Origin of the sequence: Microlunatus sp. Gsoil 973 (assembly GCF_009707365.1) — a bacterium.
GTDB lineage: Bacteria > Actinomycetota > Actinomycetes > Propionibacteriales > Propionibacteriaceae > Microlunatus.
The window spans coordinates 3,079,655-3,093,476 of sequence record NZ_CP046122.1 but is presented as its reverse complement, the minus strand read 5'-3'; the positions used below and the strand labels follow the sequence as shown (position 1 = coordinate 3,093,476).

General features: G+C 65.9%; 9 protein-coding genes and 1 pseudogene. 6 read left to right on the top strand and 4 right to left on the bottom strand.

The features are described 5' to 3' along the window. Positions 1–67 precede the first annotated feature (67 nt). Complete coding sequence (locus tag GJV80_RS14520) at positions 68–1,018, top strand: aminoglycoside phosphotransferase family protein (protein WP_154688509.1); 951 nt, start codon at positions 68–70, stop codon at positions 1,016–1,018. A 19-nt stretch (positions 1,019–1,037) separates the two neighbouring features. Here GJV80_RS14520 and GJV80_RS25105 read toward each other — a convergent pair whose 3' ends face one another. Beyond that, positions 1,038–1,286: a VUT family protein gene (locus tag GJV80_RS25105; protein WP_370518856.1), complete on the bottom strand. Its 249-nt coding sequence runs from the start codon at positions 1,284–1,286 to the stop codon at positions 1,038–1,040. 88 nt (positions 1,287–1,374) lie between these two features. Then, positions 1,375–1,626: pseudogene (locus GJV80_RS24600) on the bottom strand (VUT family protein); the annotation flags it as partial. Positions 1,627–1,958: 332 nt separating this feature from the next. Here GJV80_RS24600 and GJV80_RS14510 point away from each other — a divergent pair. After that, positions 1,959–2,423: a pyridoxamine 5'-phosphate oxidase family protein gene (locus GJV80_RS14510; RefSeq protein WP_154688508.1), complete on the top strand. Its 465-nt coding sequence runs from the start codon at positions 1,959–1,961 to the stop codon at positions 2,421–2,423. On the opposite strand, the gene GJV80_RS14505 is transcribed toward GJV80_RS14510, so the two are convergent. Further along, entirely contained in the window at positions 2,408–3,265 is an 858-nt protein-coding gene (locus GJV80_RS14505; protein ID WP_154688507.1) for a phosphotransferase family protein, read from the bottom strand. The two genes, GJV80_RS14510 and GJV80_RS14505, sit on opposite strands and share 16 nt — an antisense overlap. A 76-nt stretch (positions 3,266–3,341) precedes the next feature. Here GJV80_RS14505 and GJV80_RS14500 point away from each other — a divergent pair, with 76 nt between their 5' ends. From GJV80_RS14500 to GJV80_RS14485, 4 genes are all read left to right on the top strand, one after another. After that, positions 3,342–4,535, top strand: a complete 1,194-nt coding sequence (locus GJV80_RS14500; protein WP_154688506.1) for a DUF4185 domain-containing protein — start codon at positions 3,342–3,344, stop codon at positions 4,533–4,535. 203 nt (positions 4,536–4,738) lie between these two features. Beyond that, on the top strand, positions 4,739–4,840 hold the full coding sequence (locus GJV80_RS14495; protein WP_042842924.1) for a 30S ribosomal protein bS22: 102 nt from the start codon (positions 4,739–4,741) through the stop codon (positions 4,838–4,840). Between the two features lie 211 nt (positions 4,841–5,051). Next, the gene (locus GJV80_RS14490) at positions 5,052–6,092 is read left to right on the top strand and encodes an NAD-dependent epimerase/dehydratase family protein (protein ID WP_154688505.1); all 1,041 of its coding nucleotides are present in this window, start codon (positions 5,052–5,054) and stop codon (positions 6,090–6,092) included. Beyond that, positions 6,085–7,206 carry a lysophospholipid acyltransferase family protein gene (locus GJV80_RS14485; protein WP_370518752.1) on the top strand — a complete coding sequence of 374 codons (1,122 nt, stop codon included), beginning with the start codon at positions 6,085–6,087 and terminating at the stop codon, positions 7,204–7,206. The genes GJV80_RS14490 and GJV80_RS14485 overlap by 8 nt, the downstream gene beginning before the upstream one ends. Here GJV80_RS14485 and GJV80_RS24005 read toward each other — a convergent pair whose 3' ends face one another. Beyond that, on the bottom strand, positions 7,207–13,140 hold the full coding sequence (locus tag GJV80_RS24005) for a hypothetical protein (RefSeq protein WP_230208418.1): 5,934 nt from the start codon (positions 13,138–13,140) through the stop codon (positions 7,207–7,209). Positions 13,141–13,822 lie beyond the last annotated feature (682 nt).

Below are 13,822 nucleotides of genomic sequence, written 5' to 3'. Positions count from 1 at the left end.
AGCAACGCCGGCGACGGCTCAGCAATGAACTGGACGTACGGGCGGCGGTAGGGCAGGGTCGACCGTCGTGGACGAACGGGCGATCGAATGGGCACGCGGCGTCCTGCCCGACGCGGCGATCACACCGGTGCGCAGCCGGCCGTGGTCCGAAATCGCCGAGGTCAGGGCGCAAGGTCGACTTTGGTGGCTGAAGATCAACAAGGCCGACACGGTCTATGAGACCCGGCTGCTGGCCCTGCTCAGCGACCTGGCCGATCCGTTGCTGCCGGAGGTGATCACACATTCCGGTCAGCCGTGGAGCCTGATCGCCGACGCCGGTCGCCGACTTGATGATCTTGAGCTGACGGGGGATCAGCAACTGGAGATCTGGCGTCGAGCCCTCGGACCCTACGCCGAACTCCAGCGTCGGGTCGACGTGTCCGATCTTGCGGCCGCCGGGGTGCCGGACTTCTCCCCGGTCCGGCTCACCCGCTGGTACGACGAACTCCTCTCCGGTCTGCAGGCGCTGCCAGGTGACGCGCCCCGGATCAGCACGGAGGAGTTGACCGCGATCGGAGCGCTCCGACCGCAGATCATCGAGCTGTCTGCCGTACTCGCCGACGGAGTGCCGCCCGCGCTGCAGCACGACGATCTGCACGAGGGCAACCTGCTGACCGACGCCGGCCTCCGCCGACTGAAGATCATCGACTGGGGCGACAGCGTGATCAGCCACCCGTTCTGCACCCTTCGGGTGACGCTGGGTCGGTTGACCCGCAGGGTCGGCAGGACGTTCGACGATCGGGAGATCCGCCGGCTGGTCGACATCTATCTCGAGCCGTGGCGCTCCGCCGGCTGGTCGCAGAAAACTCTGCTGGAGCAGGTGGATGCCGCCTATCGGCTGGCGGTGCTGACCCGGATGTACGCCAACATCCGCGGCGTCGGCGGCCTGGCTGCGGCCGTCGATCCGGACGAGCGCGGCGACGCGCTTGTCTGGGTCAAGGAGATGATCACCGATGCCGGCGGGTCGGCTCGGGCCTGATCTCCAGCTGCACCGGATCTCAGCGGGGGTCGGCAGCGGCTGCTTCGGCCGCCCGCAGCGCTTCCTGATAGGTCGGTTCCCGGCGTTTGAGCGCCGCAGTCACCCGGTAGGTGATCGGCATGACGAGGATCTCGACCAGCGTCTTCCACAGGAAACCGATCACGGTGTAGTTCGTGAAATCGGCCCAGGTCGAGATTCCCAGCGCGCCGGCCGCGATCGAGCAGAAGACCAGGGTGTCGGCGAACTCGCCGACAACGGTGCTGCCCAGCAGCCTGGCCCACAGCTTGCGTTCCCCCGCTGCGCTGCTTCATCTTCACCAGGACCAGGGAATTGAGGAACTCACCGCACAGATAGCCGGCCAACCCGGCGACCAGGAACCGGGGGACGACGCCGGCGACCGTCTCGAAGGCCTGCTGGCCCGTGTAGAACGGCGCGGCCGGCAGATGGATGGTGATGATGAAACACAGCGAGGCGAAGAGCAGGACGCCGAATCCGGCGATGATCACCCGCCGCATGGCCCGGAAGCCGTACACCTCGCTGATCACATCGCCGAGGATGTAGGCGGCGGGGAAGAGATAGAAAGCGCCGTCGGTGACCAGGCCTTGCATGGAGAACGGGCCGGCATGGAAACGGAGGAACGGAAAGAGGACGACACCCTTGGTGCCCGTGATGTTGCTGATCAGCATCACGCCGATGAAGCCGGCGACGAGCATGCCGAAGTATGGACTGGAGAGCTTGGCGAAGGCCGGCGCAGCGGGACGGTTCGTCCGCGGACCCGGGCTCTCGGTCTGCCCGGATCGCTGCGTCGGCCGCCCAGAGAGGACGGATTCGGTCATGGGTCGCAAGCCTAGGAGACAGCCGGACCCGACCCCGAATCCAATCCGGGAACGCAGAACATCCGGCGACGAGAAGCGATATCTGAGGGTGCCCGGACGCGCGGATGATCGGTAACCTGCTGACCATGGACCCGAAGGTCGCCGACTACCTGACCGGCCATCACGCAGCAGCGATGATCACCCTCCGGCCCGACGGCAGCCCACATGCGGTGCGCTGCGGTATCGCGGTCGTGGACGGCAAGCTGTGGAGCTCCGGCACCGCGGCCCGCAAACGAACGGGCCTGGTGCTCCGCGATCCACGCTGCACCCTGTTCGTCTTCGGCAGTTCGCCCGACGATTCCTACAGCTACCTGAGCCTGGACACCAGGGTGTCGATTCTGGACGGCCCGGAGGCGGCGGATCAGAACGTTGCACTGTTCACCGTGATGCAGGCCGGCCTGAACCCGCCCGAGGGGTCACTCTTCTGGAACGGCAAGCCGCTACCGCTCGAGCAGTTCCGACAGACCATGATCGCCGAGGAACGGCTGATCTACCAGTTCGAGATCATCGGCAGCTACGGGATGTTCTGACCGTCGACCAGGGCGTGCTCGCGTTCCCCCAGTCGGTCCAGATACCACTGCGGTACCCAGCTGCCGGCCAGGTCCCGCCGCTGTGCCGCGTACGCCCACCCGCGCACCGGATCGGGGATCCGGTCACTCCCGCCCGCCTGCCGGTAACCGGACAGAAATCCTTCCCGGTAACGCCGGACAGCCTGTGCCGCGGCATCTGGCAGGTTCGGCACGGCAACCATGATCAACTCCAGGATCGACAGAGCGCGGGCCAGGTCAGCCGTCGGTGGACCGGTCAGACAGTTCGCCCAGTCCAGGACAGCGATCCGACCGTCGGGAGTGATGATCAGATTCTCCGGGTGGAAGTCCAGGTGCAGCACGACCGACCCGACGTCGTACGGCTCCAGCAGCGGCCGGATGTCGGGCATCGGCTCGGGCCAGTCCAACCAGGACCGGGCGGCAACCAACGGCGGCGGTGGATCGCTGATGGCGTGCAGCGCCGCCAGCGCGGCACCGGAGCGGCGTCCAAGATCATCAGGGTCTGCTCCGGCCCACAGGGCATCGGCAAGCCGGGTCCCTGCCACGTGATCCATCACCAGATAGGACCGGCCGTCGAGGACCTGGCTGCTTTGCACCGTGGGCACGCAGAGACCGTGATCGCGCGCGAATCGATGCGCCTGCGACTCACGTTCGGCAAGGAGAGCGGGCCGTCCTGGTGGAAAACCGCGGATCACGAGGTTGCCGTCGGCACGTTCGAGCCGCCACAGGTCGTTGCCTCCCTGGCCGGCCTGCAGCGTCGTGGCGGCCCGCACTCCGGTGATTCCCAGCCGATGCACAAGATCGTCGACGTCGGCCTGTGTCATCGGTCCAATCTACTGTGTGGCTAGGATGCCCGGGTCGGCATGACACCAGATGGCACACAAGGAAGTGAGCAACTCGATGGTTTCAGCAACCCCTCCGACCAACCCGACCAACCCGACCAACCCGACGAACCCGACGAGTCGGACAGACCTCACGAACCCACCACGCGACACGAATCCGCGCAGCCGCAGCCGAAGACTGCTGCTCGGCGGCGCCGTCGGGGCGCTGGGTGCGGGTCTGGCGGGAGCCACGCTGCCGGCCTCCGCGGACACCGGACTGGAGTATCCCCCGGTCCAGGAGAACGGCATCAAGATCACCAAGGTCAAGGATCTGACCGGACCCGGAATCACCAGCAAGTACGGCCTGGACTGGGTGGATCTCGGTGTGGTCCGACGCTGCCCCGACGGCCGGTCGCTGTACGTCTTCGGCGACAGTTTCAGCGGCAACTGGGGTGACAACTGGCGCTCACCGACCGCATTGTGGTCGCCGACCACGAATCCGCGGGCCGGGGTGACCTTCTCCGGCGCTGTCGGCGGCAATCCTGCCGCGCAGCTGATCCCGTATGAACATGGGGACGAGATCTCGACAATCATTCCGTCGGACCTGATCACCCTCGGCGACACCATGTACCTGCATGCCGTGGTCAACCAGGGCTTCGGCAACGTGATCTGGAGCGGGATCTGGACCTCTGCGGACAACGGGGCGACCTGGCAGGACTCCGGCGCCCGATTCCCGGGAGACGCGTACGACCGGATGTGGCAACTCGCCACCTGGGAACTCGGTGCGGACGGCTGGGTCTACGTCTACACATCCAAGTTCCTCCGCCAGACGCCGATGATCCTGCACCGGGTGCGACCTGATGACCTCACCAATCCCGACGCGTACCAGCCGTGGGGCAAGGATGGCGACACCTGGCGCTGGGGTGCCGGGCCGGACACCGTCAGCGACGACATCATCGGCGAATCGTCATTGCGTCGCTTCGGTGACCGGTGGGTGTTCACCTGGTTCGATCCGACCAACTACCGGATCGATGCGATGGTCCTCGACCATCCGACCCAGGATCTGCGGCAGACCGAGAAGATCACCCTGTTGCACGGCACCAGCTGGGACGCCCAGGACGCCAACCACGTGGCCCAGCTCTACGGCAGCTATGTCATCCCGGGCTCCACGCTCGACGATCTGCACCTGACCGTGAGCCAGTGGAACACCGGCGACAACAGCGTCTACCACGTCAGCCAGTACCGCTTCCAGGGTTTGGGGCGGCGCCTGTAGGCGCCGCTTGACCTCCGGGACCGGCCACGATTGGCCACGATCCGTACGCGCCGGTAAGATTCACTTCTTGTCCGACGATGCTGTGCTGCGCGGGTCTGAGCGACCGGGCGATATGCGGCGGTGATCGTGACGCGTCACGTGTTTGAAATGCCAACAAAGGGTTGGTCCGGGGCTTCGGCCCGGGGAGATCGAGAGGTCCAAGAGTGGGTTCGGTTATCAAGAAGCGCCGGAAGCGGATGGCGAAGAAGAAGCACCGCAAGCTGCTGAAGCGCACACGCATCCAGCGCCGCCGCGCCGGCAAGTAGTCGGCCCGGCGGTCCGGCGCCCGGCCCGGACCCGACCGGTCATCATCACTCGACCGGTCATCCCAGCCCGATCGGTCGTCAAGGCGATCGCTTCGTCCGATGCCGCCGTTTCGCGACCGGCGGCGACGACACACCGCACAGATGAGGCAATTACTGACCCCTCGGCGGGAGGGGGCGGCTGCGAGCCGTTCGACCGGCTAGTTTGGTGCCCGTGCGGGTCATTCTGATCACCGGTGTTGCGCGGCCGCTGGGCGCCCGTTTCGCCCGATCGCTTGCCGCCGATGACGACCTCGAAGTCATCGGCGTCGATGTGCTGCCGCCCAAGTACGACATCGGCCGGGCCAGATATGTCCGGGCCGACATCCGCAGCGCTGCCATCGGCAGACTGATCGCCGGGTCCGGGGTGGAGACGGTCGTGCACCTGGGGATGGTCTCCTCGCCGACCGGCGCCGGCGGCCGGTCGATGATGAAGGAGATCAATGTCATCGGCACGATGCAGTTGCTGGCCGCCTGCCAGACGTCGACATCCGTACGGCGGCTGATCGCGCGCTCGTCGGCTGCCGTCTACGGCGCCTCGCCGAGGGACCCCGCCCGGTTCACCGAGGACATGGCCGCCCGGATCGAGCCGCGATCCGGATTCGGCAAGGACGCCAGGGAGATGGAGAGCTACGTCGACGGTCTGGCCCGCCGTCGTCCCGATCTCGTCGTCACGACCCTGCGGTTCGCCGACGTGATCGGCGCCCATGCCGATTCCGCGCTGGCCCGGTATCTGTCGCTACGTCTGGTCCCCACTGTGATGGGCTACGACGCCCGCCTGCAATTCCTGCATCCGGTCGACGCGGTCACCGCCCTCGATCTGGTCAGCCACACCGACCTTCCGGGCACGTTCAACGTGGCCGCGCCGGACGTCATCACCCTGCATCAGGCCTTGGCCGTCCTGGACCGGCCGGCGATCCCGATGCCTGCCCAGATTGCGCCATCGGTGGCCCTGCTCGGTCGGCACAGCGGCTGGGCCGACATGACCGCCGATCGGATTGACGCAGTGACCTATGGTCGCAGTATGGACATCAGCCGGTTCGTCGCGGCCACCGGATTCAGTCCGGCGTACTCCACCCGGCGCGCACTCGAGGACTTCGCCGCGGGCCTTCGGCCGGGCAGGCTCCGCGTTCCGCGGGCCGGTGAACTGGTGCGGCGGATCGCCGAAACTGCGCGGCCGAGGGTGGAGCGATCCTCCGGAGGCAGCCATGGCTGATGCGGATGTGATTCCGCTGGACGACCATCGTGATGATCATGGGGGCCATCATGAAGATGATCATCGCGATGCCCGTGTTCATGAGGAGTACGCAGGAGCTGATCATGAAGGCCGTTCGTCGGAGTTCTCGCGATTGCTGGCCGACCTGATCGGCGCGGCGCAGCGGCTTGCTGCCGGACTGCGCGCGGTGCCGATCGAGCAGCTGCGCGCCGTTGCGGACGACCCACTCCGCGAGGCCCTGGGGTTGGCATCCCGGTGGGGTGTCGACTGGTCCGGCACGACCGAGGAGCTTGCCGACTACGTGCGGCGTCGGATGTCCGGTGACTACGCCGTCGACGAGTTCGGTTTCGATCCGGAGTTCACCACGACAATCGTGTTGCCGGCGCTGCACCGGCTGGCGCGGAGCTGGTTCCGCGTCGAGGTGCAGGGCGCGGAGAACATTCCGACCGATGGCGCGGCACTGCTCGTCGCCAACCACGCCGGAACGCTGCCGATCGACGCCCTCGTCCTTCAGACGGTGATCTTCGACGAGGTCGAGCGGCACGCCCGCAACCTCGGTGCCGACCTGGTGTTCGACACGCCGTACGTCGGCGACTTCGCGCGCAAGATCGGCGTAACGCTCGCCTGCCAGGAGGATGCGGAGCGGCTGTTGGGCCGCGGCGAGCTGGTGACCGTCTTTCCCGAGGGCTTCAAAGGGCTGGGCAAGCTGTACTCCGAGCGCTACAAGCTGCAGCGGTTCGGACGCGGCGGATTCGTGTCGGCAGCGGTTCGCGCCCGCGTGCCGATCGTCCCGACCTCGATCATCGGGTCGGAGGAGATCTATCCGCAGGTCGCGCAGATGCCGACCCTGGCACGGATCCTCGGGGTGCCGTACTTCCCGGTGACTCCGCTCTTCCCCTTGCTGGGTGTGATCGGGATGATCCCCTTGCCGAGCAAGTGGATCATCCCGCTTCGGCGAGCAGATCGCCACCGACGAACTTCCCCAAGGGGCTGCCGAGGATCCGATGGTGGTGTTCAACGTCACCGATCAGGTCCGGGACACCGTCCAGCACAGCCTTTACGAACTGCTCAACCAGCGGCGCGGCATCTTCGGCTGACCCCCCGACTGCCGTGATCAGATGCGGCGCCGCCGCAGGTGGACGACCAGAAGCACCGCACCAGCCAGTAGCAGCGCGGCACCGATACCGAGGATCGTTTCGACCAACGGGTTGATTCCGGTGCCTGACAGGTTCGCCGGCCCGGACGTCGGCGCTGGTGTGCTCGTCGGTGGCGTTGCCACTGGCTGACACGGTGGTGGCGGCGTGGGACTCGTCGACGGCGGCGTCGGGCTCTCCGGCGGTGTCGGCGGCTGGCTCGGTGACGGCGTCGCCGGCGGCGGCTGCGGACAGGTCGGCGTGGGAGATGGTGGCGACGGTGTTGGAGTTGGGGTGGGTGGTGGCGTCGGCTTCTCGACCACAGACACCATCGCCGTGTCACTGGCAGTCACAGTGGTGTCGTTGGGCGTGAGCGCTGCCACGGTGCCGACGTTCTCAATGCTGCCGCGCTCGATGTCGGCCTGCTTGGTTCGGTAGCTCGCGGTGCAGACCTGCTGCTCACCCGGCTCCAGGTTCGAGCCCTGGGCCGGCTCGCAGCTGATGTCTGACAACCCTTGGTGCGGGTCGGTGACCCGGACGTCGTGCAGGGTGACATTGCCGTTGTTGGTCACGCGGTAGGAGTAGATGATGTTGTCGCCGGCTGCATCCACCGACGTTGGGTCGGCGCTCTTGGAGATGGCGATGCTCGGTGTCTGGTCCGCCGTCACGATGGCGGTGTCGGAATCGGAGACGCGCTCTGCTGCGAGGGCTGCGGGCAGGCGTGGGCTGGTGGAGTCGGTGGTGACCGGGAGACCGCTGGTGGTGCCGGTGTTGATGATCTCCCCGGCATCAAGATCATCCTGGGTGGTGGTGTAGTCGGCGGTACAGGTCATCTCCTCGCCCGGATCCAGGCGGGCGCCCTGCGCAGGATCGCAGGTGATGGCCGAGAGTCCGTCGTGCGGGTCGGTGACCAACACGTCGTCGAGCGTGACGTTGCCGTTGTTGGTGACCAGATAGGTGTAGGTGATCGGTGTTCCCGCCGCGCCGAACTCGGTGGGCGAAGCGGTCTTGATGATGTTGATGTTCGCCGACTGGTTCGCTATCACTAGGGCGGAGTCGCTATCAGTGACCTCGGTTCCGGCTGGAGGCGTGCCGGTCACCGTCGCAGTGTTGACGATCCCGCCGCGGTTCAGGTCGGCCTGGGTGGTGGTGTATTCGGCAGTGCACTGCATGGTGTCGCCAGGATCGAGGCTAGAGCGTTGCGGCGGATTGCAGGCGATCGTCGACAGTCCGGCGTGGGGGTCGACGACCTGAACATCATCAAGGGTGACGTTGCCGTTGTTGGTGACTTGGTAGGTGTAGTTGATCGGTGTTCCTGCCGCCCCGAACTCAGTGGGGAAGGCACTCTTGGTGATGTCGATGTTGGCTGCCTGGTTCGCGACCACTACCGCGGAGTCCGAGTCGGTCACCAGGGGTCCGGTCGGCGGCGCGCCGACGACTGTTGCGGTGTTGGTGACTGATCCGCTGTTGAGATCGGCTTGGGTGGTTGTGTAGCGGCCGGTGCAGTCCATCTGATCGCCCGGCTCCAGGGTGGCGCCTTGGGCGGGTGCGCAGGAGACTGCGGAGAGTCCGGCGTGTGGGTCGGTGACGCGGACGTTGTCGAGGGTGACGTTGCCGGTGTTGGTGACCTGGTAGGTGTAGGTGATGGGCGTGCCGGCGGCGCCGAACTCGGTCGGATTTGCCGTCTTCTGGGTGGTGATCGCTGGGCCTTGGTTCGCAGTGATCAAGGCTTGATCGGAATCAGTGACGGCATTACCTGTTGGCGGTTCACCGGTCACCGTTGCGGTGTTGGTGACTGATCCGCTGTTGAGATCGCCTTGGGTGGTTGTGTAGACCGCCGTGCAGTCCATCTGGTCGCCGGGCTCCAGGGTGGCGCCTTGGGCGGGTGCGCAGGAGACTGCGGAGAGTCCGACGTGTGGGTCGGTGACGCGGACGTCGTCGAGGGTGACGTTGCCGGTGTTGGTGACCTGGTAGGTGTAGGTGATGGGCGTGCCGGCGGCGCCGAACTCGGTCGGATTTGCCGTCTTCTGGATGGTGATCGCTGGGCCTTGGTTCGCAGTGATCAAGGCTTGATCGGAATCAGTGACAGCAGGACCTGTTGGTGGTTCACCGGTTACCGTCGCGGTGTCGGTGACCGATCCGGCGTTGAGGTCTGATTGCGTTGTGGTGTAGCGGCCGATGCAGTCCATCTGATCGCCCGGATCGAGGGTGGATCCTTGGGCTGGGGCGCAGGAGACTGCGGAGAGGCCGACGTGTGGGTCGGTGACCCGTACATCATCAAGGGTGACGTTGCCAGTGTTGGTGACTTGATAGGTGAAGGTGATCGGCGTGCCGACCGCACCGAAGGTGTCCGGGGCGGCGGTCTTGGTGATCTGGATCGCCGGGCCTTGGTTGGCGGTGATCAATGCCTGGTCGGTGTCGGTCACGTTCGGACCGGTTGGTGGGCTGCCGACGACGGTTGCGGTGTTGGTGACTGATCCGCTGTTGAGATCGCCTTGGGTGGTTGTGTAGACCGCCGTGCAGTCCATCTGGTCGCCCGGATCAAGCGTGGCGCCTTGGGCGGGGGCGCAGGAGACTGCGGAGAGTCCGACGTGCGGGTCGGTGACACGGACGTCGTCGAGGGTGACGTTGCCGGTGTTGGTGACCTGGTAGGTGTAGGTGATGGGCGTGCCGGCGGCGCCGAACTCGGTCGGATTTGCCGTCTTCTGGATGGTGATCGCTGGGCCTTGGTTCGCAGTGATCAAGGCTTGATCGGAATCAGTGACGGCATTACCTGTTGGTGGTTCACCGGTTACCGTCGCGGTGTCGGTGACCGATCCGGCGTTGAGGTCTGATTGCGTTGTGGTGTAGCGGCCGATGCAGTCCATCTGATCGCCCGGATCGAGGGTGGATCCTTGGGCTGGGGCGCAGGAGACTGCGGAGAGGCCGACGTGTGGGTCGGTGACCCGTACATCATCAAGGGTGACGTTGCCAGTGTTGGTGACTTGATAGCTGTAGGTGATCGGAGTGCCGGCCGAGCCGAAGGTCTCCGGTTCTGCGATCTTGATGATCTGGATGTTCGGGCCTTGGTTGGCGGTGATCAGCGCTTGATCGGTGTCGGTGACATTCGGTCCGGTGGGTGGTTGGCCGACGACGGTTGCGGTGTTGGTGACTGATCCGGAGTTGAGATCGGCTTGGGTGGTTGTGTAGGCCGCGGTGCAGTCCATTTGGTCGCCGGGCTCCAGAGTGGCGCCTTGGGCGGGTGCGCAGGAGACTGCGGAGAGCCCGACATGCGGATCGGTCACGCGGACATCATCGAGGGTGACGTTGCCGGTGTTGGTCACTCGATAGGTGTACGTGATAGGCGTGCCGGCGGCGCCGAACTCTGCCGGATCCGCGATCTTGGAAATGGTGATCGCGGGAACCTGATTGGCGGTGACGGCCGCATCATCGGAGTCGGACACAGCCGGACCTGTCGGCGGTGTACCGGTCACGGTTCCGATGTTGGTGATCAAGCCGGCATTCAGATCTGCCTGCGTTGTGGTGTAGCGCGCCGTACAGCTCATCGTGTCACCCGGCGCCAGGCTGGCACCTTGCGCCGGGGCGCAGGAGACCGCGGACAGCCCGACCTGTGGATCGGTGACCCGGACATCATCAAGGGTGACGTTTCCGTTGTTCGTTACGAGGTAGCCGTAGTTGATCACCGTGCCGGCCGAGCCGAACTCGGTCGGGTCAGCGATTTTGGTCACTGTGATGTTCGGCCCCTGATCGGCCGTGACCAGCGCAGTGTCCGTGTCAGTGACGTCTCCGGCAGGCGACGTCCCGGTGACCGTGGCGGTGTTGACGATTTCCCCGCGATTCACATCCGTCTGGGTAGTCGTGTAGACAGCGGTGCAGTCCATCTGATCACCGGGGTCCAAACTGGCACCCTGGGCCGGTGCACAGGAGATGGCGGACAGACCACTGTGCGGGTCGGTGATGCGAACATCATCAACGGTTACGTTGCCGGTGTTGATCATCCGATAGGTGTAGGTGATCGGAGTGCCGGCCGAACCGAACTCGGTCGGATCGGCGATCTTGGTGATCTGGATCTCCGGCCCCTGATTGGCAGTGATCAACTGCTGGTCGGAGTCGCTCACGTTCGGGCCGGCCGGCGGCACTCCCACCACGGTCGCGGTGTTGGCTATATCGCCGCGGTTCAGGTCGGCCTGGGTCGTGGTGTACCCGGCCGTGCAGGTCATCTGGTCCCCGGGGTCAAGGCTGACACCCTGGGCGGGGTCACAGGCGATCGGGGTCAGACCGTCGAGCGGGTCCGTGACGTCAACATTGTCGAGGGTGACGTTGCCCGTGTTGGTCACCACGAAGGTGTAGGCGATTGGCGTTCCGGCAGCACTGAACTCGGTGGGCTCGGCACTTTTCTGGATGTCGATCGCCGGCGCGGTGGTGGCGGTGACCAGCGCCTGATCACTGTCGGTCACATTCGGCCCGGTTGGTGGGCTCCCGACCACCGTGGCGGTGTCGGTGATCGAGCCGATGTTCAAGTCGGCCTGGGTCGCGGAATAGCTTGCTGTGCACGACATCGCGGAGCCGGGGTCGAGACTGGAACCTTGTGACGGACTGCAGCTGATGGTCGACAGTCCGTCATGGGGATCGGTGACCTGGACGTCGTTCAGGGTGACGTTGCCGGTGTTGGTGACCTGGTAGCTGTAGGTGATCGGAGTGCCGACCGCGCCGAAGGTGTCCGGGGCGACGGTCTTGGCGATCTGGATCGCCGGTCCCTGGTTGGCGGTGATCAATGCCTGGTCGGTGTCGGTCACATTCGAACCGGTTGGTGGGCTGCCGACGACGGTTGCCGTGTCGGTGACCGATCCGCTGTTGAGATCGCCTTGGGTGGTTGTGTAGACCGCCGTGCAGTCCATCTGGTCGCCGGGCTCCAGGGTGGCGCCTTGGGCAGGGGCGCAGGAGACCGCCGAGAGTCCCACATGTGGGTCGGTCACGCGAACATCGTCGAGGGTGACGTTGCCGGTGTTGGTGACCTGGTAGGTGTAGGTGATCGGAGTCCCGGCGGTGCCGAACTCGGTCGGATCGGCCGTCTTCTGAATGTCGATCGCCGGCGCGGTGCTGGCGGTGACCAGCGCCTCATCACTGTCGAGGACGTTGTCACCGGCCACCGAAACACCGGTCGCGGTCGCGGTGTCGGTGATGCTCCCGGCGTTCAGGTCGTCCTGGGTTGTCGTGTAGACGGCGGTGCAGGTCATCACGTCGCCGGGGTCGAGGCTGGTGCCCTGGTTCGGCGCACAGGCCAGGTCGGACAGACCATCGTGAGGGTCGGTGACGCGGACATTGTTGAGCGTGACGTTGCCGGTGTTGGTGACCTGGTAGCTGTAAGTGATCGGGGTGCCGGCCGCCCCGAAGCTGCCGGGACTGGCGTTCTTGGCGATCTGGATGTCCGGTCCCTGGTTGGCGGTGACGACGGCCTGGTCGGTGTCGGTGACGTCCGCTCCGGTGGGCGGGGTGCCGGTGACGGTGGCGGTGTTGGTGATCGAACCGGCGTTCAGGTCTGCCTGGGTGGTGGTGTAGACGGCGGTGCAGGTCATCACGTCGCCCGGGTCGAGACTCGAGCCTTGCGCCGGCGCGCAGGAGACTGCGGAGAGTCCGACGTGCGGGTCGGTGACGCGTACGTCGTCCAGAGTGACGTTGCCGGTGTTCGTGACCTGGTAGCTGTACGTGATCGGGGTGCCGGCCGCCCCGAAGCTGCCGGGACTGGCGTTCTTGGCGATCTGGATGTCCGGTCCCTGGTTGGCGGTGACGACGGCCTGGTCGGTGTCGGTGACGTCCGCTCCGGTGGGCGGGGTGCCGGTGACGGTGGCGGTGTTGGTGATCGAACCGGCGTTCAGGTCTGCCTGGGTGGTGGCGTAGACGGCGGTGCAGGTCATCACGTCGCCCGGGTCGAGACTCGAGCCTTGCGCCGGTGCACAGGCGAGCTCGGACAGGCCGTCGTGCGGATCGGTGACGCGGACGTTGTCCAGGGTCGCGTCGCCGGTGTTGGTAACCCGGTAGTTGTACGTGATCGGGCTGTCCGCGGAACCGAAACTGTCCGGAGTGGCGGTCTTCGCGATGTCGATACTCGGAACGGTCACCCTCGACTCTTCGTCCAGCGCACCACAGTCGCTGACGGTGTCGACATAGTTGCTGTCGCCGGAGTAGCTGATGCGCCAGAAATATCGTCCCGGGTCGCTGGGTGTGAAGGAGGCGTCGGCTGTGGCGGTGCCCGGCGAGGTGGTCTGCAGATCTGTGCCCGCCTGGGCGAAGGCGACGTCCTCGCACACCGGTTCGTCCGAGTCGGTCGGGCCGTACGCGGTGAAGGTCACTGTCCCGGTCGGCGCGACATCGCCCACCCCGACGAGCAGGCCGGTGTCGGATATCTCGTCCCCGAATCGGGCGTCGGCCGCCGACGAGGTGAGCAGGACCGCGGACTTGGTGATCCGCGACTTCTCGTTCGGATCATCACAAGTGCTGGTGACCGGTTCGTAGTTCGCGTCCCCCGAATAGTCGACCAACCAGAAGTAGTCGCCCGCCACAGTCGGTGAGAACTCGGGGGAGGTCGCCGTCCCGTCG

Excerpts from the sequence above, each read along its gene's own strand:
- GJV80_RS14485 (WP_370518752.1), top strand. The coding sequence starts at position 6,085 with ATGGCTGATGCGGATGTGATTCCGCTGGACGACCATCGTGATGATCAT.
- GJV80_RS24005 (WP_230208418.1), bottom strand. The coding sequence starts at position 13,140 with ATGACCTGCACCGCCGTCTACGCCACCACCCAGGCAGACCTGAACGCC.
- GJV80_RS14505 (WP_154688507.1), bottom strand. The coding sequence starts at position 3,265 with ATGACACAGGCCGACGTCGACGATCTTGTGCATCGGCTGGGAATCACC.
- GJV80_RS14500 (WP_154688506.1), top strand. The coding sequence starts at position 3,342 with ATGGTTTCAGCAACCCCTCCGACCAACCCGACCAACCCGACCAACCCG.
- GJV80_RS14510 (WP_154688508.1), top strand. The coding sequence starts at position 1,959 with ATGATCGGTAACCTGCTGACCATGGACCCGAAGGTCGCCGACTACCTG.